Source organism: Methanosarcina horonobensis HB-1 = JCM 15518 (assembly GCF_000970285.1).
GTDB classification, from domain to species: Archaea; Halobacteriota; Methanosarcinia; order Methanosarcinales; family Methanosarcinaceae; genus Methanosarcina; species Methanosarcina horonobensis.
In genome coordinates this window covers 576168-594820 of sequence record NZ_CP009516.1, presented here as the reverse complement: position 1 = coordinate 594820, position 18653 = coordinate 576168, and the positions used below count along the sequence as shown (strand labels likewise).

Here is an 18653-nt window from a genome sequence, read left to right as displayed (position 1 = left end):
CTTTTTAAGCATTTGAAAGCTCAGGTTTCAATGAGAATTATCATGAGGAGCATTGAGTTCGTGTTCCGGAAGCCGATGGAAAATCTCTCCCGATGCCCCCAGAGGATCTACATGCACAACTGCGTTTGAAAGGTAATCCAGTCCGTGAAGCATCGTGTGCCTCACATTTACTGCGATTTCGTGCCCTTCCTTAACAGAGAGACCGGAGTCTACTGCAATGTTCACTTCAGCATAAAGTCTGTGTCCTAACCAGCGCACCCTTACCTCTGTAATATCCTTCACATCTTTTACCTGGCTGACTATTTGGCGGATTTCGTCAACAATGTCCGGGTCAACCCCGTCAAGCATGCGGGAAAAGACGGATTTGCCTGCGTCCCACACTATGTGCAGAATTGCAACTGTAATCAGAAGTCCTATTATCGGATCTGCAAGAGGGTAACCCAGCCAGACACCAAGGGCTCCGAAGAGTACGGCAAGGCTCGTAAACCCGTCTGCCCGTGCGTGGTATCCGTCGGCGATAAGGGCAGCACTCCCTATTTCTTTTCCAATCCTGATTCTGTATTTTGCTACAAGTTCATTTCCCAGAAAGCCAATAATTGAAGCTGCAGCTACTGCCCAGAGAAAATCAACGGGCTGAGGGGAAATAAGCCTGGAGACCGATTCATAAGCTGCGACTGCGGCACTGAGAAAGATAAGGAAAACAATTAATAGGCCTGCCAGGTCTTCTGCCCTGCCGTAACCATATGTAAAACGGTTATCAGGTCTTTTTCTGGAGAGCAGGAAAGCAAAACCCAGGGGGATTGCAGTTGCGGCGTCCCCGAAGTTGTGAATGGTATCTGCAAGAAGAGCTACACTTCCCGAAATCCAGACAACAAGAATCTGAAAAAGCGCAGTTATTATCAGACCTGTAAAGGACCATTTAACAGCAGAGAGACCTCTATCCGTGGAAAGAAGTTCAGGGTCCACAACTCCGTGTGCGTGAGAATGTGAATGTTCCTCCCTTGAATTCCCTGGTCCAAGTTGTGTCAGTTGCACACCTCTTTGCCTGTATTATTCCTGCGAGAAGATTCATACAGGAAACGGGTTTAGATAAAAAAATGTAAACAAAGCCGGTATAAAATGGAATTTCCTGATTTCTTAAAACTCCTCAGAACCACTGGTCAAGAGTTTTCTGCCTTGCCCCCGAAGCTGCTTTAAGGCGTTCTGAAGCTTTTTCTACCCTGTCCACAGAGAAATCATTCTCCTCGCAGAGGAACTTAATGAGTTTTTCGGAGTCAGGTTTACTCCACTTGATTTCATAGTCATCTGTAACATCAGGATGGGTAAAAAGTTCCTTTATATTGTCCACAGCTTCAATCTCCACCCCTTTCTCCCGGAGCACGGCATGAATGTTCCCGTGTTTTTTAATGAGCTTGAGAGCTGTCTTGGGGCCCACTTTCTCCAATCCTTTGTTATAATCAGTACCCACACAGATTGCGATATCAATAAGCTGATCCCTGTTAATACCCAAAGCTTCCAGGGTTTCCTCAAGTTCAATCATTTCAAGTTCGACATCAACGTACACACTCTTTCCAGGGAGCTTGCGTTTGCCAGTAGCAGCCAGATTGCGGACAACAGCCGGAGCTCCGAAGAGGAAAGAGTCGTAGTCCTGGGAAGCAACACAATCGGCATCTTTTTTAAGGACAATATGGGCAGCCTGCGCCTCTCCTTCACATGGAGCCTGTATCCAGGGAATGCCCATTATACCGAGGAGGTATTTGGAATCCTCAACAATATCCTGATCAACTTTTGAAGAAGCCTGAGCATACTTATAGGCAGCCTCAAGATCCCCCTCTGCCTTTGCATTCTCCCATTTTTCCCGCGACGATTCCCTGATTTCTTTCCTTCGATTCAGAGTCCCGGATTTCATTTCGGGGGGTTTGCCGTCAAAAACGAAAACAGGTTTTACACCCGCTTCAACCAGACTGGCTGTCCTGTAGAGCAGCCCGGAGAGATGAGAGGTTACTTTTCCATCCGAATTAACCAGAGGACTTCCATCCTTCTGGCGAATAATGCTCAAAAACTGGTGCAGTGTGTTAAATGCATCAACTGCAACCACCCGGTTTGAGAGGTCAGAAAGTTCTATTTTTCTTTTCTGGAGCAGATCTCCTATATCCGTACCCATGTTTTCCCTCAGGTAATAAAACTCTATTTTAAGCCTCAGTGTTTCTTTGCTTTTGTTCTTTTATCTTTAACCCTTTAACCGCCAGGACAATCGGTATCTTCAGGCAAGTTTATCAGGGGCGCATATCACTGCAGGAATCTCCAGTTATTTGACAATAGGCATTATGTATACTGAAGTTTTACGCTCGCTACCAGATAGAAGTTCTTTCAACTGGAGAAGAATTAAAAAAGGATTTAAAGAAAAGTTACTTCGGATTAACGGAGGATCGGACTTTCTTCAAGCTCCCTCATCTCCGGGCTCTCAGGGCAAAAATAAATATTAGATTTCAGAGGGTATTTCTTTTTATCTCAGTCTCCTGCCGGGCTTTTAAAAACCTGTACTTTCCATTTGACAACCTTTGCCAGGAATTAAAATATTATGATAGAAAGAATGGTGATAAATCATTCTTTTCAGAGTTTCTAATCAGAGTTTAGTCTTTGTAATTATAGTCCAAACTATCCAGAAAAAAAGGAGAATGCGAAAGAATCCAATATTTTGTCGGCATATGTCGAAGTCTGGGGGTATCAGGCGGTCAGATCAAGTCTGACATCAATCACTGAGTCTTCGTTTGCCTCTATTTTGGATATTGTCAACAAATTCCCTTTTCGTTCCAGAAGCGTAGCCTTCGTAACCTGGACCTGGTGGCCATCTATTTGCTTTTTGCTATTGTTTTTGTGGATAACCAGAAGCTTCTGGCCCATTTCCGCTCCTTCTCCTATTTTGGATACGATATTTCGTATAACCTGTTCAAAATCAGAATAAATCAAAATCTCCGACTTATTTGCAACCTTTTTGATAATACCAATCGGTTCAAGATTGAGGTGCATATTAGCTTTCCTTCTTTACCTGTTTACACAAGGTAATTCAATATACTAACTCTGAGTAATAATAATTTACGATACAGTATATCAATATGAATATATTTATAAATATCTGGAACCAAGATATTCCTTTTTACTAGAGTATATCCGGTATATAAGTTTTGCTAAATCGTGGAGCTTGTACCCGAAAATACTAGAGGAGACAGCGTTCCAGAGCAATCAAGTAATATAAGTTCTTAAATATATACCTGATAGAAATAATAAATAAAACATAGTTAAAATGTGAGTTGAAGTCTCTTTAACAAAACTCATATATGAACTTTTCCTTTTAATTACACTTGTAATGAAGGAATTACCTACGTAATAACTTAATTAAATATGTTATAGTATTTTTCAGTTTTAAAAGAATTTAAAAATAAACATATTTAAAAGACTACAAAAAATCGTTGATTAACGATAATATAGTTTAAAAGTATTCATATTAAAAAGAAAAATAGAAAAACTACAGTATGAAAGTAAAATAAAGAATGAGAAAGGATATGAAAAAATAAATGATTAATGTGAAAAGAAAACAACGATTAAAGGAAAAAAATTATTTTACGGAAGAAGAATAAAAGACAAAAGGTAAAAACTAAAGAAAAAGAAAAGAATAGCAGCCCTATATATAGAAGGTTATTGGAGATTACAGGAATGGAAGATATTTAACTTAATAAGCTTATTTCAAAATCCATTTAGCTTTTATTTATTAACAATTCTCACAATTGTTTTTAGGATCAGGAACTTTATTGATTATTTAGGGTGTAGGATTTGAGAAATAAATTCTGAGTTTTAGGATAAAATCAATAATAACTTGTTAAATAATAACTTGTTATAATATTTAACTGGAAAAACCAGATAAGATCAGGTTATTCATGAAAGAAAGGTAAAAAAGATAAAAGGCATGAGAAGAACACTAACAGTACTTATTCCTAATGGAAAAAATAAGATTATGGGCAGAAATCAGTGATACTTTCTGCGGTTGAATTCGTATACTGCATTATCAACTTTGCTTGAGAGTTCATTCATCCTTTCTTCAATTTTTGTATCCGAACTTTCCATATTAACCCTGAGGGCACGGTCCCTTGCTTCTATCTTATCTTCAAAATCCTGAAGTTTGTTGTTAATAGAGATGAGCATGAGAGATAAGGTTCCGGTCAGAACCATGATGGATATGATAATTAAAGGGTCAATGAAAGGATTTGTGGGCTTGTATGTAAACCTTCTAAGCCACTCAAAGGATAGAAGGAAAGATGACAGAACCATCACAATAAGGAATACTGTATCTCTTGTCTCCATTGTATACCTCTAACGTACTTATGGAAATTTTCCTTATGAAATCATAAATTTCGCGTAAAAAACAAATTTCTCGATATCGGGATGGAAATTGTTAGATGGAGATAACCCCATAAAGTATTTACTGTTTTTCAATTTTTAATGTATTTCTCTATTTACTATTCTTCTATTTTTGTTTATTTTTTACACAGTTATTCTATATAATTATTTGCATAAACTATTTATGTATCTTTTATCTCGAATTTGTTTTTCCTGTTTTCCGGTAAAAATCAAAAATATATAAAAGAGAATAATTGGGAACAGAATAAGGTGAACTAACAGAATCCTGGGAGTTTTATAAAACAAAAGTCCAAGAGAGCTTACAAATCAGGAGTAAAATTGCAGAAACAACGTAAATAAGATGGATAATCGGTTAAATGGACAAATATAAAAAAGAGAATAAAAACTTAAGATAGAGGATAGAGTAAATATATAAATAAAAATAGAAGATGCATAGTGTCAAGAAATAAGGAGTTTAATAATTGAGTTCCAGCGAACATTCACTTAAAGATTATTTACCGATCCTTTCTATGGCAGGATTAATCCTGATAGTACAGATTCTTGCCCTGCTTTTGTCAATGCCGATGGAAACTAATGAAATGCAGGCTTTTGAGGACCCCACACAGGTTTCCAATTCAATTTATTATATCGTAATGATCCTGATTTTTACGCTTTTTGTCCTGATAGCGATAAAGAAAAACATGAAATGGATCATCAGCTTATTCATATATCTCGCTATAGTAAGTACTCTATATTATGTGTTTTTCGCACTTTTCACCCTGGTTCCTTCTCTCTCAGGTTTTGAAGATATTCTTTCAATCCTGATATCTATAGGGCTGACAGTCCTGCTTTACAAATACCCTGAATGGTATATAATAGATATTCTTGGAGTCTGCATAGCAGCTGGAGTCAGTGCCCTGATAGGAATTTCCCTTTCCGTTATCCCTGTAGTAATCCTTCTGGTACTCCTTGCAGTCTATGATGCAATCTCAGTATATAAGACAAAACATATGATAACCATGGCTGAAGGTGTGATGGATCTTAAACTTCCCATTCTTTTCATAATTCCAAAACATTCGGATTATTCGTTTATTAAAGAAAGTTTTAAAGGAGGAGAAAAACGCGAAGCCTTTTTCATGGGCCTCGGCGATGCAGTTATGCCCACCCTGCTGGTAGTCTCCGCAAACGTATTCATTGAAAACGGAGGATTATCATACCCTGTACTCGGGGCAATGCTTGGAACTCTTGCAGGACACATATTCCTTTCTATCCTGGTAATGAGAGGAAAGCCTCAGGCAGGGTTGCCCTTCCTGAACTCAGGAGCAATTCTCGGTTTTTTTGCCGGAGTCCTGCTTTCTGGGGCCTCAATCCTGTAAAGGAATCTAAACAGAAGTTTAACATAATAACTTCATTTATTTTTATAAATTTTCTTTTCCCGGCTATTTTTTCCTGTTTTCAAAAAGATTTTTTTATTTTACAGATAAATCATTTGACATGGCCAGAAGAATCGCAGTGGTCTTTGACAGTGCCGGAACTCTTCTACACATGTATAGAGTTGCAAAAGATCCCAGTACAGGGATTATTCTTGAAAATATAGAGAGCACTGCCATTGTCGCAAAGAAAAACGGTTGCGGCCTTGTAGCTCTTAATACAGAGAAAGAAATAATCCTGCGCTCAAAAAGGGAGATGTCTTTATTTGAATTTATAAGGGAGTATAGAGTTTCAATAGGTGTAAGCTGTTCAAAAGGACAGTTTACCCCGGATATTGCGTATGAGGTCATAAAAGGAGCTTCCCTCTTTATGGGAGATGTGCATGATGTTCTCAAAGCAGTTACAGCCCGTTGCCCTGACAGTATTTATCTTGCGGCAGGTCTGATAGTAGACTCGGAGGCAAGAAAAATACCCTATGTGCTCAGTACGGGAGGGCAGGTATTCAGCAAGACTTTGCAGACCGTTCAGATACTTCAGACCATGGAAGTTGATACATATATAGCATCCGGAGACAGGATGTCTGCCCTTGCTCAACTTGCGGAGTTAATAAATATCCCAATAGAAAGGGTCTTTGCTTTTGCGGATTCCTTTATGAAGGAGAAAGTTGTGCTTGAACTCAAAAGCAGATATGAGAAAGTAATTATGGTAGGGGATGGAATTAATGATATCCTGGCGCTCAGGGCAGCAGACGTGGGAATAATGACAGTCCAGCAGGGAGATAAAAGACCGGAAGAACTCAGGCAAGCAGCAGATGTGGTACTCGACGACATAATAAAAGTTGTGGATGTGGTAAAAGGAATATAAAGAACAAAAATCCGGCAGATTCGCCAACTGATATTGGTTATGGATGTTCACAGTGACAAAATAATGCGTTATGTTTATGTAATGTTTATTCTTATCTACTTGTTGCCCATATGTGTGAAATTTATTGGTCATGTTAATGCGAGATTTCACTTTGAAGTAATTACTTTTCACTCTTGAGCGATACACCCAGGCAGGCGGGAGAAAGCCACCAGATTTAGATGCAGCTCATAATTTGCGGAGGAAAATGCATGCCAGTATTTATTGAAGTTAAAAACCTAACTGTAGACTTCGATGGTCTCAAAGCCCTGAAAAATGTAAATTTAAGTATCAACGAAGGGGAAGTCGTTGGAATTCTGGGAAAAAGCGGATCCGGAAAAACAATCCTGATGCATGTGTTGCGCGGGACCGAATCTTTTGAGAATATCTCAGGTGAAGTAATTTATCATCTGGCCCGCTGTGAAAAGTGCGGATATATAGAACGTCCGAGCAGGGTAGGCCAGAAGTGCCCTGTGTGTGGAGAGACACTTGATGAATTTGAAGCTGATTTCATAAAACTTTCTCTTTACGACCCTATAAGAAAAGATATCACCAAACGCATTGCTATCATGCTCCAGAGAACTTTTGCCCTTTACGGGGACGAAAGAGTTCTGGTAAACGTCATAAACTCCCTGAACGAAATCGGGTATAAGGGAAATGACGCCATGAAAAAAGCGGTTGAACTCCTTGAAGAGGTGAACCTGAGCCACCGCATGATGCATGTGGCAAGGGAGCTGTCAGGGGGAGAAAAACAGAGGGTTGTGCTTGCAAGACAGCTTGTAAGAAACCCGCTTCTCCTCCTGGCCGATGAACCTACGGGTACTCTTGACCCCATGACTGCAAAACTGGTCCACGAAGCTATTATTAATGCCGTTAAGAACTACAACATGAGCATGGTACTCACCTCTCATTGGCCCGAAGTAATTGAGAAACTGGCAGATAAGGCAATCCTGCTTGAAAACGGGGAAGTCATCCAGGAAGGAAACCCTCTTGAAGTTTCAGCGATCTTCATGCAAAGCGCATCCATGGTCAGGCAGGAAAAGAACTCTCTGGTAGGTGAACCTATTATCCGGGTAAGGGACCTGTCAAAACGCTATATCTCAGTAGACCGTGGTGTGGTAAGAGCTGTGGACAATATATCTTTTGATGTCAAGGAAGGAGAGATCTTCGGACTTGTCGGAGTAAGCGGAGCAGGCAAGACCACGACTTCAAAAATCCTTATGGGGATTTTACCACCCACGTCAGGAGAAGTCGAAGTCCGTGTAGGAGACGAATGGGTGGACATGACAAAGCTGGGAGTTGAAAACAAAGGCAGGGCAACGAAGTATATGGGATTCCTGCACCAAGAATACGGACTTTATACCCACAGCTCTGTAATAGACAATCTTACAGAATCCATCAGCCTGGATCTTCCGTTCGAACTCGGGGTTAGAAAAGCCATAATCACCCTCAAGGCTGCCGGGTTTGATGAAAACAAGGCAAAAGCTATTTTACCCAAAATGACCGATGAAATGAGTGAAGGGGAGCGGCATAGAATTGCACTTGCACAGGTTCTGATCAAAGAGCCAAGGATCGTCATTATGGACGAGCCAACAGGGACCATGGACCCGATCACAAAAATCGCGGTAACAAACTCTATCCTTAAAGCCAGAGAAGAAATAGGAGAGACTTTTGTTGTTGTTTCCCACGATATGGACTTTGTAAATGAGATCTGCGATCGTGTTGCACTTATGCGCGACGGAAAGATCGTAGATATAGGGAAACCAAAAACCGTGCTTACTCAGCTTACTGAAGAAGAGAAGATCCAAGCTGCAGAAGAAATATAAATATGCTGCCACCTCTTAGTATGGAAAAATACTAAAATGAGGTGCCGATTACGAGTAATGAGATCAGCGTAGAGGTGAACGGGCAAATTTATACTCTGCCCGCAGGCTCTACCCTTGGAGACACCCTTAAAGTTTCCGGAGCCCCCTACATAGCCGGTGCAGCAGTTGGAATTCTTAAGAAGGCTGCTGAGAAGAGAACGGAAGAAATCACCGAATACGCTATCAACACGCCCAGAGGGGAACTGATAATAGAAATTAAAGATCCCGAATCATCCTCCGGAAAATTATGGGCAGAACACTATAAAGAATACGAAGGAAAGAATATCCACTGGGAAAGTCCTGAAGCTCTGGCTTTCGGACCTTTTGAAGCTGACATAAAACCTTCGCGTGAAAAAGGGAGTTTTGAAGCTTTTGACGTCCTGTTCGGAGCAGGAGGATTTGATCCTCATAACACTCATCTTATCCTGTCAAGAAAAAAGCACACTGCTGAATATGGATCTCCCGAAGATGGTGCTTTTGCAACAATTGTAACCGGAAGAAAAATAATCTCCAAACTTTCAAGAGAAGACTCTATCCTGAGCATAGAACCGGTTATAGAATGGGAGCAGATTGCAGAGAAAAAGTGCACAACTGACCTTTCGACTCTTCTCGAGGATGAAGACAGCGTATTCACTTATTTTGAAGTAGAGCTTTCCAGAAATGCTCCTGTGGGTGCAGAACACTTCTATTCCCTGACCCGTGAAGGAACTCTTAAGGTGGATGTTGTTACCAGTTCATTTATTTCTGACGACAGCCTGAGAGAAGTATCTGTTCCTTACGAAAACTTTGAACAGAGAAGAGAAGGTGCAATTTCAGTCAGGACAGTAGGATACGGGACAGGAAGAACTTACATTTCCAGAGAGGAACGGCCTTCAAGCCTTGTTCATTCTGTAGTGGGGCAGGTAACAAAAGGGCTTGAACTTATCAAACTTGCGGAAAAGGGGCAGAAACTGTCAATAGAAAGCCTTCCTCCCCAGATTGTCCTGCTCGGGCACGGCTTTGAAGAGGTAGAGCCTGTACTTTCCTCGATAGGAATCGAACTGATAAGGGATGGGTATACAGGAGAAGATGCAGTAATTGTCAGACAGGACCCGCCAACAACCCTCGAAATTCTCGGAGAAGCAAAGGTGACTGCCTACGCGGTATCCAGAGAAAAACTCGTTGAGGTTGAACTTTACTCGGAAAGAGCTCCGAAATCTGTGGACTTTTTCCGCCACTCACTCGGACTCAAGACAAAAACTGTCGGAAAACTCCCTGTTTATATGATATATGATGATACTTACCTTTTCAAAACAGAAGAAGAAGTAGTGAAATATAAAGAGGTCCTTCCGGAAAACACTCCAGCTGACAGGGTACTGGCTGGAGAAATAGGGGTCACAAACCAGGCAGCAAAGAGAATGGGAACCATAGGAGTCAGACTTGTAAATGACGACCTTTTCGGCCCCACAGGAGAAAAGTTCTCTTCAACGAACATTATCGGCAGGATAATCGAACCTGAGAGACTAAGAGGCATCAAAGAAGGAGATGCGATATACATAAGTGAAGCTGCACACAGAAAAGCTTATAACCAGAAAACTGAAAATCATGACGAATAATAATTGTTAAAATATAAAAATGTCCATATAATTAAAATGATAATGCAATAATAAAAATTAATACATAAACGAAGTAAGTATCTGATGCTTGAGCAGATTCACATATTTAGGTTTATTACAGGTGAAGTCTCCCGAAGCTAAGGAGAGACAGAAAATGACAGAGACAAAAAATGAAGAGATTACAAAATATATTGTAATCAGTTCGGATAAAGTGCTGCCTGCAGATGCAGCCATGAGGATATACGAATCAGAGTTTCCGGTTACTGTAAAGGAGACCTGCTTTGGACTGATTGTAACGGGCCCAAAAGAGGACGTTACTGCAGTGGTCGAAAATATCCGTCAACTGGATAAGAATCATATTTTTGTAAAAGATAGAGGGTTCCCTGCAGGCGACGAGAGGCGCTGCCGGGCAAGCCGGGGGGGAGGTCCGAGACCAGGATTCCACTTCCTCAGGGAAGAAGTTGAGATGCTCCCTGCCATAGGGGCTGCACTTGATGAACTGGAAGCAAGTGAGTCCGTAAAAAAGAAGCCAAAGGAGAAATGCAGGCTTAAAGTTTCGGATCTGGAAAAAATTATTGAAGCGGAACTTTCGAGGTGAATTTTTTGGCAAAAGTTTTCATTTACCCTATAAACAGTCTTATTCTTGCCGACCTGGTTGAGCGTTTCGGGCACAAACCCCTTACTATGATGAGCCAAATAAGAGAAAAAGTTACAAACATTAGCCTGGATTCTCCTCCTATCAATATCACTTCTGAAGATCCTAAATTGGGTCTTAAATATGCTGCAATTGAAGTGCCGGCTGGAGTAAGGGGAAGAATGGCACTTATTGGACCTCTGATAGAAGAAACGGAAGCTGCAATTATAGTTGAAAACCCGCCCACAAATTTTGGTTGCGTGGGCTGTAATCGCACAAATGAGTTAATGAAATATCTTATCCGCTCAAAAAATGTCCCTATACTTGAAGTAAAATACCCGGAGTCTGACGAAGAAGCCCGTGATTTTGTAAACAAAATCGCGGAATTCCTTAGTTCGCTGCCAAAAGAAAAATCAGAAGAAGAGGAAAAGGCAGAAGAGGAAAAACCGGAAGAAAAGGAGGACAAAAAATGAGCGCTGAAGATTCCGGAGTTGTCAAGATCGCCCTTGTATCCTGTGGCTCCGAATATGCAGGAGTTCAGCCTGAATTTGATGAGGCAGCAGCCAAAGTAAATGCAAAATTCGTGTTCCCTGAAATTGATGTTGCATCCATAGATACCATTGGCAGGGAATTCGGGCTTGAGGTTGCAAGCGGAGACCTGAGACTTATGATGGCACGGGCAAAGGCTGTAGTTGAAGGCACGACCAATGTGGACGGAGTCTTCATTACTACATGCTTCCGCTGCGCCGAAGGAGCTATCGTACGAAACGAGGTCAGAAGGTACATCCACAGACATTCGAATATTCCGGTAATTAGCTATTCTTTTACCGAGAGTACCACTGCAGGTACTCTTCTCACTCGCCTGGAAGCACTGACCACAATTGTCAGACGCAGGCACCTTCTTACAAGGGAAGTTCAAAAAGGACTGACCGCAGGAATAGATTCGGGATCAACAACCACGAAAGCCGTGGTTATGAAGGACAATAAAATAATAGGTAAAGGCTGGGTGCCCACAACAAAAGTCCTTGAAAGCGCCGAAGAAGCATACTCTCAGGCTCTTGAAGAAGCAGGAGTCTCAAGAGAAGAAGTTCAGGCTCTGGGCACGACAGGATACGGGCGATTCCTTATAGGAAATCACTTCAAGGCCCAGCTTATCCAGGAAGAAATTACCGTCAACTCGAAAGGAGCAGTTTACCTTGCGGACAGACAAAGAGGTCCTGCAACAGTTATCGATATAGGCGGGATGGACAACAAGGCAATTTCGGTTGAAGACGGAATTCCCGGAATGTTTACAATGGGCGGAATCTGCGCTGGAGCGTCGGGACGTTTCTTTGAAATGATCTCAAAGCGTCTCGGTGTGGATATTACCGAACTTGGGGCTCTTGCAGTTAAAGGCATGCATGAAAATGTATCCATGAACAGCTACTGTATAGTTTTCGGGATTCAGTCCCTTGTAAATTCCCTTGCCAGAGGAGCTACTCCTGAAGACGTGGCAGCTGCTGCCTGCTATAGTGTGGTAGAGCAGATCTATGAGCAACAGCTACAGGAAGTAGACGTAAGAGAACCGCTGATCCTTGTGGGCGGATCTTCCCTGATCGAGGGAGTACCAAAAGCCCTTGGAAGGCTCCTTAAGATCGATGTCCTTGTGCCAGAAAACTCCCACCTCATAGGGGCGGTAGGAGCAGCCCTTCTTGCCTCAGGCTATGTGGAGGAGTGAGGTCAGAATGGATTCGCTTGAGACCTTTGTTGTCGAGTCAGCAATTGATTCGGAGCAGGAGTTTTACAGGAAGATTATTGAGGACAACCTTGCAAGTCTCAAGCTTGCCCCTGCAATAGGAAGGATAAAGGTAGTGCTGAAGCCTGAAGACTCCCTCTTCCAGATGGCAATCATCCTCAGGGATGTAGGCACCAAGGTTACGACAATTGATATTGCCGATGTAGAATCAAAGCCTGTCGCCGGTGAAGTGGTAATCTCGATCAAAAAAGAACAGTACATCCCGGAACTGCTCGTAAAACTCTGGGAACGCTACGGAAAAGCAAACATCAGCCAGCCTGACCGCTGGACTGTAACCATAAGTACGGATAAGCCTGCGGAAGAGGCTGCTTTTATCAAAGAAATGATGGTTGCAGACCCCAGGCACAGGCTCCATGAAAACCTCGTGGATTTCGCAATCCGGGCAACTCCCGAAGGTTTCAGAGTTCGCTACCACCTGTATAAAGGTAACCACTTTGTTTTCGTAGCATCCGAAGAAGCTTTGAAACGTGAGTGGATTGAAGAAGCAGGAGCAATGCTCGACGAATTGACGGAAGGAGGGGAAAAATAAAATGGCTGTACTCCTACCCTATCTTTACACCGGTGGAGTCCATAAGCACGGGCTTTTAATCGAACTGATGGAAGACCTCGGAGGCTACATAATCCAGAAAGTGGTTACCGGGACTGAAGTCAATCTTATAATGCTTATCCCTGAAAAAGACGTTAATGTTGTAAAAAAGCTCTCGGACGAGCTTCTCGGAGTCCTGATGGAAGCACCTCTTACAGGTGTGGAGATTGCAGTTGTCTCCCCTACGCTTGCTTCCCATCATCTTCCTCACTCAGCCTGCGATGTAGCAGAATACCTCCGCCACCCCGGAGCCAATACAAACATGATAGGGCTCGCAAGAGGAATGGGGCGAAGGGTATCCCTGTCAATGGACTACGAAAGGAAACTGATTAACGAGCATGATATTGCGGTATTCACCTTCGGGTCTTTCAGCGACTGCATTACAAAGAAGAAGCCGAAGCTTTTTGAAGGCATTGAGATACCTATTGTAGTTACCGGAGGGCCTGTTGAGTTGAAAACGGAAGATGTTCCCGGAGCAGACCTTTACATAGGTAATATCGGAAGAGTTTCTCACAGACTAAGAAGAACCGAGGAAGTTAATGCCCTTGACAGCCTTAACGAAGGAGTCTCAAAGATAGCGGACAATATCCGCAAACAGCAGGCAAAAGATCCGCTTGCAGTGCTTCCTGCGCGGGTTATGAAGGAGATCGAAAACCAGGTTCCGGAAATCCGCACCGTCCTCTCCCCTGCTCCGCTCACCCTTCAGCTTGATGGACTCAGAGTCAAACTGCCGTATGACGAATTCCATGAAAAAATAGAAAATCTGGAGTTTGATGAAGGAGTGACTCTTTCCGAGCTTGCAAATATTTCCAGGTCAAAAATGAAAAATTATATATTGATAAAAATCAAATCTAAGTCTGACGTTGGTTTTGCAATTTGACCCGGATTCTGTTGAGCTAAAAAGTATCTACTTTACATTTTTACTGGGTTTGTGCCTTTTCACTTATCCTTAAAACTGTAAAGCCCGACCCGGAAAACGGTGTCTAGCCCGGTTTCCACGTTAATCTATGCTGGTGGTTTCTTATGGAACTTGAGGATATTGTGGAAATTTTGAAAAGTGATCCCGAGAAAGTCATTCCGGAGCTCCTTGATGATGTCCGGAAGCAATATGGAGAAGTCCCGTATATTATGAATTTTATGAAAGATCTCCCTGAGATCTTCATTCCGAAGACCCTTTATGACAACTCCATAATGCGCGAGTTTAAAAATCTCGATCAGGAAACCGTGGAGCTTATTTCCATTGGTGTGGCTTCTGCCCTTCGCTGTGAACATTGCCTGAAAATGCATTTAAGAATAGCAAAAAGAAAAGGAATTCCGAAAGAAAAAATATTTTCTGCAATAATGATAGGAGCATCCCTATCCAATGCCGCAGTACTTGCAGAAAGTACAAGGGCTTTAGCCTCAGAATTCCCTGATGAAAATGAGAAAAAAAATGGAAAAGATAAAGAAAAAGAAGAAGAGCAATGTTGCGACCCTGATTGTGAGGTATGTAATATAGCCGGAGCGAATGTAAAATAAGAAGAGAGCAAAGCTCCGGAAGTTTAACTTCTCAGGGTTCACCTATCAGAAGTTCAATTTTCAAGATTTATTTTTAAAAAAGGTCTTTTTATCTGCTTAAAGTTAAAAATCGCGTTGTAAGCCTGGATCCAGATAGACATTAAATAGATGGCTGCAAGGTTCTCAGGGTCAAGGTTCTTATAACTTTAAAACTTATTTTTGGAAAGACGTTTTTAGGTTTAGTAAACTCACTCTGTAAACTATTAAAACTAGCACAGAAATTATACCTCATACCCGTACAGCAGGATTACCTGAAAGAAAAATAAACTAAATTAATTAACGATACGGGGGTTTACTCGCATTAACCGGAACAATAAGTATCTAATAACTTTATCCTTCGTACTACTAACGGTAGTTTTTATACCTGCCGTTTCAGCTGTGTCCGGAACAGGTTCGGAAAAGATTCTTGATAACCCCTGGGATCATTCCCCAATTACAGTATACATAGACGATGAAAATACCCCACTCCATTACAGTCCTACGTACTATGAGCAGATAGAAAAAGCCCTCAAATACTGGGAAGAAGGAGGAAACGGGAATCTCGACTATACCCCTGTTTTTGAGATTGTTGACTCCGAAGAAGCAGACATCAGAATAAGATGGATTGAAAACCTGGAGAGTATCGAAGGTGCTCCTTCGGGCGTGGCAGGTTATGCAAAACCAAGAATATCTGGAGACCGTTTCGTTAAAGTAGATATGGTCCTTGAGGTTGGAAACTATCAGGGCAGAGGATGGCGCCAGTATGGAGATTCGACAATGCTTACTATTTCAAAGCATGAGTTAGGGCATGCTCTTGGTCTCGGACATAGCAATAACCCAAGGGATATAATGTACCCAGAGTACGAAATGAGAGATAATATAAATCCCATATTGCTGAGCAAGTACGGGAGCTTGCTGCGTGCTGCGGGTTTTCTGGCTCTTATAGTTCTCCTGTTCCTTGGAATAAGCTGGCAGTACAGCCGGAGAAAAAGAAAAAAACTTGAGGATGAGTGCTTCAATGAAGAAACATGAGTAGACGCTGAGAAACGTATTCCTGAAAAGCTTCAGATAATCTGGAAAGTTTAGAATATCTTAAGAAATCTCAAAAAATTAGAAATATTCCGGAAAAAATGTAAAATTGTCTTTAACGAATAGCCTTCCAGTTAGATAGGAAGGTCAGAAGGAGGTTTATTCTCATTAGCAAACTCTTTGAAGAAATCTCTGAAATAAATAGGAAGCTCCTCCATTGAAAGAATATTTTCAAGAGAGAGCCAGGCGTATTCCATGTGTTCGTAACTTAATTTAACATCAGAGACAACGTATCCCCCATCAAATACAATAGCAATAACCTTTTTTTCCGGAAGCTCAAAGTTTACCTCCCCTGCAATATCCCCCGGGACAATTGAAATTTCGGTCTCCTCCCATACCTCGCGTGTAACCCCTTCTTTAAGCGCCTCATCCGGGTTCACCTTTCCGCCTGGAAGATCCCATTTTCCAGGATTAGTGCGGGAGTTTTCCGAGCGTCTGAGAAGTAAGAATTCTCCTTTCTCGTTCCGGACAAGGGCGTATACAGAAACAACATAAGGTTTCTCCAGATTCATGTAATATTATCTAAGGTTTATTTCTCTTAAAGACTGGCTCTTTCAAGATTTTCACGATACGGATTCTAATTAAAGGCTATCTTCAATAGATAAGCACCAGAAATAATTACGAAAAAGATGAAGAGATTTGAAAAGGTAAAGAGATCTGAAAAAGGGATTTTGATATGACTGGCTGGAAAGGAAAAACAATATACATAGACCTTAGCTCGGGATTGATTACTGTTAAGAGTACCGATGAAGAGTTAATTCGCAGGTACATAGGCGGCAGGGGACTGGGAGTAAAACTGCTTAGCGAGCTTGCAAAACCTGACATTGACCCCCTCAGCCCGGAAAATCCCCTTGTTTTTACTTCCGGACCGCTTACAGGTCTTGTTCCCATGTCCTCAGGGGCGGTTATTACATCAAAATCCCCTCTCACAGGCACGGTGTTCAGCTGGAATGCAGGTGGAGGTTTTGGGAGGGAACTAAGGAAAGCTGAAATCGATGCCCTGGTTATTATCGGAAAAGCAGGGAGTCCTTCCTTTGTAGAGATAAGGGGAGAAGAAATAAAAATTGCACATGCAGGAAGTCTCTGGGGAAAAAACACAGAAGCATGTACTGATGCCCTGAAAGATAAAGGAAGCGTTGCCTGCATAGGCAGGGCCGGAGAAAAAGAAGTTCTTGTTTCTTCTTTTGTGATCGATTCCATTCACAGCGGGAGGGGAGGCCTGGGAGCGGTTGCAGGCTCAAAGCTGCTGAAAGCAGTGGCCGTAAAAGGAAAAAAAGAACTCTTACCTGCCAGCCCCGAAAGTTTTGAAAACCTTAAGACAAAAACGTTGAAACTTTTTGAAGCAAATCCTGTACTCTCCAAAGGACTTGCAAAGTATGGTACTCCTGCGTTTGTAAAACTTCTGGATTATATGGACCTCATTCCCTGCAGAAACTTTTCCGTGAGAGGAACTCCTTTTGCGGATATGTTCTCAGGAGAGTATATTAAATCCAGCCTTGAACTTGAGAAGGAAAGCTGCCCTGCCTGCCCCCTGGGCTGTAAACGAAGGATAAGGAAGACAGGACAAATTCTACCTGACTACGATTCTCTATGGGCTTTCGGGTTTAACCTTGAAAATCCGGATTTTAACTCGGTGCTCCTGGCAGACAGGATATGTAAAGATTACGGACTTGACCCTATCTCTGCAGGTTCCGTACTCGGTGCTCTTGCAGAATTCAAGTCAGAGAAAATCGAAGCAAAGAGAATTGAAACCTTGCTTGAAGAAATAGGGGAAGGAAACGAGCCTGGGAAAGGAGCACGGAGATATTTCTCAGCCCGGGAGAGAGAAGACCTGAGTATGGACGTGAAAGGACTTGAAATTGCAGGTTTTGATCCCAGGAGGATTAAAGGACAGGCTCTTGCTTATGCTACCTCCTGTCATGGTGGAGATTACCTTACAGCCTTTATGATAGGACCGGAGGTTCTCGGAAAACCTTTACTTCTCGACCGTTTCGCCCTTAAAGGAAAAGCTGGAATTCTGCAGGTCTTTGAAAACCTGACTGCTGTACTTGATTCACTTGTGCTCTGCCCGTTCTCGGTTTTTGCCATCAACGAAGAGCTTTGTTCAGCCCTTTTACACTCCGGTGCCGAGATAGAAATTTCACCTGCCAAACTCCTGAAAACGGGAGAAAGGATCTGGAATCTGGAGAGAATTTATAATCTGAAAGCGGGTTTCACGCGAAAAGACGATACCCTTCCTGAAAGGCTGTTCGAAGCTGGCAGTGCAGAAAAAGGAAATGGATTCTTAAGACGACAGGAATTTGAGGCAGCCCTTGAGGAGTATTACCATTATCGGGGCTGGGATAAAGAGGGGGTACCCCTTCGGGAAAAACTTGGAGAATTGGAAATCGGCTGTTAAAGAAAAATGAGCGTAGTCAAGGATTTTACATACGGAAAAATATTCGGAATATTCATCGGAATATTTTTCGGAATAGAGTCCATACAGATTTTATTTAAATGGTCTTTTTTGTCCTTTAAACCTTAACTGCTTACCCTAATTAGAGCAATTGACCAATATTTCGAAATATTTTATCTGAAACTATGCCCGAAAAAACAAAATCTCGCATAAGCGTTATATACTCTAGGATAATTAATCGTATTAGTCTCGACCTGTGAAGTTATACAGGCATTCAGGTAGTAACTACTTTCCAGCTTTTCTATACAGAGCAGTTAAGCAAAGTATGGATGAAAGGGTAGACAGGCTTAAAAATTAGAAAAGCCTTCTTATACCACTTCGCCGGAATTGACACTGAAAAACTTTCGATCAAATCCGGTATGGCGTTTACAG

17 protein-coding genes are annotated in these 18653 nt (G+C 42.0%); 12 read left to right on the top strand and 5 right to left on the bottom strand.

The features are described from left to right. Nucleotides 1–27: 27 nt before the first annotated feature. The 4 genes from MSHOH_RS02575 to MSHOH_RS02560 all read right to left on the bottom strand — a co-directional run bounded on the left by MSHOH_RS02575 (nt 28) and on the right by MSHOH_RS02560 (nt 4359). On the bottom strand, nt 28–1035 hold the full coding sequence (locus MSHOH_RS02575) for a cation diffusion facilitator family transporter (protein WP_048137121.1): 1008 nt from the start codon (nt 1033–1035) through the stop codon (nt 28–30). 112 nt (nt 1036–1147) lie between these two features. Continuing rightward, a complete protein-coding gene (gene fen, locus MSHOH_RS02570; protein ID WP_048137120.1) occupies nt 1148–2164 on the bottom strand; it encodes a flap endonuclease-1 in 1017 nt (338 codons plus the stop codon). Between the two features lie 563 nt (nt 2165–2727). Then, a complete protein-coding gene (locus MSHOH_RS02565) occupies nt 2728–3030 on the bottom strand; it encodes a hypothetical protein (protein WP_011032857.1) in 303 nt (100 codons plus the stop codon). A gap of 993 nt (nt 3031–4023) precedes the next feature. After that, entirely contained in the window at nt 4024–4359 is a 336-nt protein-coding gene (locus MSHOH_RS02560; RefSeq protein WP_048137119.1) for a hypothetical protein, read from the bottom strand. A gap of 518 nt (nt 4360–4877) precedes the next feature. Here MSHOH_RS02560 and MSHOH_RS02555 point away from each other — a divergent pair. The 11 genes from MSHOH_RS02555 to MSHOH_RS02505 all read left to right on the top strand — a co-directional run bounded on the left by MSHOH_RS02555 (nt 4878) and on the right by MSHOH_RS02505 (nt 15769). Continuing rightward, nucleotides 4878–5771, top strand: coding sequence for a presenilin family intramembrane aspartyl protease PSH (locus MSHOH_RS02555; protein ID WP_048137117.1), 894 nt, complete (start codon nt 4878–4880; stop codon nt 5769–5771). Between the two features lie 118 nt (nt 5772–5889). Beyond that, on the top strand, nt 5890–6690 hold the full coding sequence (locus MSHOH_RS02550; protein ID WP_048137115.1) for an HAD family hydrolase: 801 nt from the start codon (nt 5890–5892) through the stop codon (nt 6688–6690). 248 nt (nt 6691–6938) lie between these two features. After that, the gene (atwA, locus tag MSHOH_RS02545; RefSeq protein WP_048137114.1) at nt 6939–8552 is read left to right on the top strand and encodes a methyl coenzyme M reductase system, component A2; all 1614 of its coding nucleotides are present in this window, start codon (nt 6939–6941) and stop codon (nt 8550–8552) included. A 41-nt stretch (nt 8553–8593) separates the two neighbouring features. Then, a complete protein-coding gene (gene mmp3 / locus MSHOH_RS02540) occupies nt 8594–10186 on the top strand; it encodes a methyl-coenzyme M reductase-associated protein Mmp3 (protein ID WP_048137113.1) in 1593 nt (530 codons plus the stop codon). Nucleotides 10187–10340: 154 nt separating this feature from the next. After that, a complete protein-coding gene (locus MSHOH_RS02535; protein ID WP_048137111.1) occupies nt 10341–10784 on the top strand; it encodes a methanogenesis marker 6 protein in 444 nt (147 codons plus the stop codon). Between the two features lie 5 nt (nt 10785–10789). Then, on the top strand, nt 10790–11293 hold the full coding sequence (locus MSHOH_RS02530; protein WP_048137108.1) for a methanogenesis marker 5 protein: 504 nt from the start codon (nt 10790–10792) through the stop codon (nt 11291–11293). Continuing rightward, the gene (locus MSHOH_RS02525; RefSeq protein ID WP_048137106.1) at nt 11290–12537 is read left to right on the top strand and encodes a methanogenesis marker 15 protein; all 1248 of its coding nucleotides are present in this window, start codon (nt 11290–11292) and stop codon (nt 12535–12537) included. The genes MSHOH_RS02530 and MSHOH_RS02525 overlap by 4 nt, the downstream gene beginning before the upstream one ends. Further along, nucleotides 12512–13144 carry a methanogenesis marker 17 protein gene (locus MSHOH_RS02520; protein WP_239451173.1) on the top strand — a complete coding sequence of 211 codons (633 nt, stop codon included), beginning with the start codon at nt 12512–12514 and terminating at the stop codon, nt 13142–13144. The genes MSHOH_RS02525 and MSHOH_RS02520 overlap by 26 nt, the downstream gene beginning before the upstream one ends. A gap of 1 nt (nt 13145) precedes the next feature. Beyond that, a complete protein-coding gene (locus MSHOH_RS02515) occupies nt 13146–14081 on the top strand; it encodes a methanogenesis marker 7 protein (protein ID WP_048137102.1) in 936 nt (311 codons plus the stop codon). A 143-nt stretch (nt 14082–14224) separates the two neighbouring features. Then, the gene (locus tag MSHOH_RS02510) at nt 14225–14719 is read left to right on the top strand and encodes a carboxymuconolactone decarboxylase family protein (RefSeq protein ID WP_048137098.1); all 495 of its coding nucleotides are present in this window, start codon (nt 14225–14227) and stop codon (nt 14717–14719) included. 417 nt (nt 14720–15136) lie between these two features. After that, on the top strand, nt 15137–15769 hold the full coding sequence (locus MSHOH_RS02505; RefSeq protein ID WP_239451172.1) for a matrixin family metalloprotease: 633 nt from the start codon (nt 15137–15139) through the stop codon (nt 15767–15769). A 131-nt stretch (nt 15770–15900) separates the two neighbouring features. Here MSHOH_RS02505 and MSHOH_RS02500 read toward each other — a convergent pair whose 3' ends face one another. Next, nucleotides 15901–16338 carry an NUDIX hydrolase gene (locus MSHOH_RS02500; protein WP_048137092.1) on the bottom strand — a complete coding sequence of 146 codons (438 nt, stop codon included), beginning with the start codon at nt 16336–16338 and terminating at the stop codon, nt 15901–15903. A gap of 164 nt (nt 16339–16502) precedes the next feature. On the opposite strand from MSHOH_RS02500, the gene MSHOH_RS02495 reads away from it, so the two are divergent. After that, a complete protein-coding gene (locus MSHOH_RS02495; RefSeq protein ID WP_048137091.1) occupies nt 16503–18224 on the top strand; it encodes an aldehyde ferredoxin oxidoreductase family protein in 1722 nt (573 codons plus the stop codon). Nucleotides 18225–18653 lie beyond the last annotated feature (429 nt).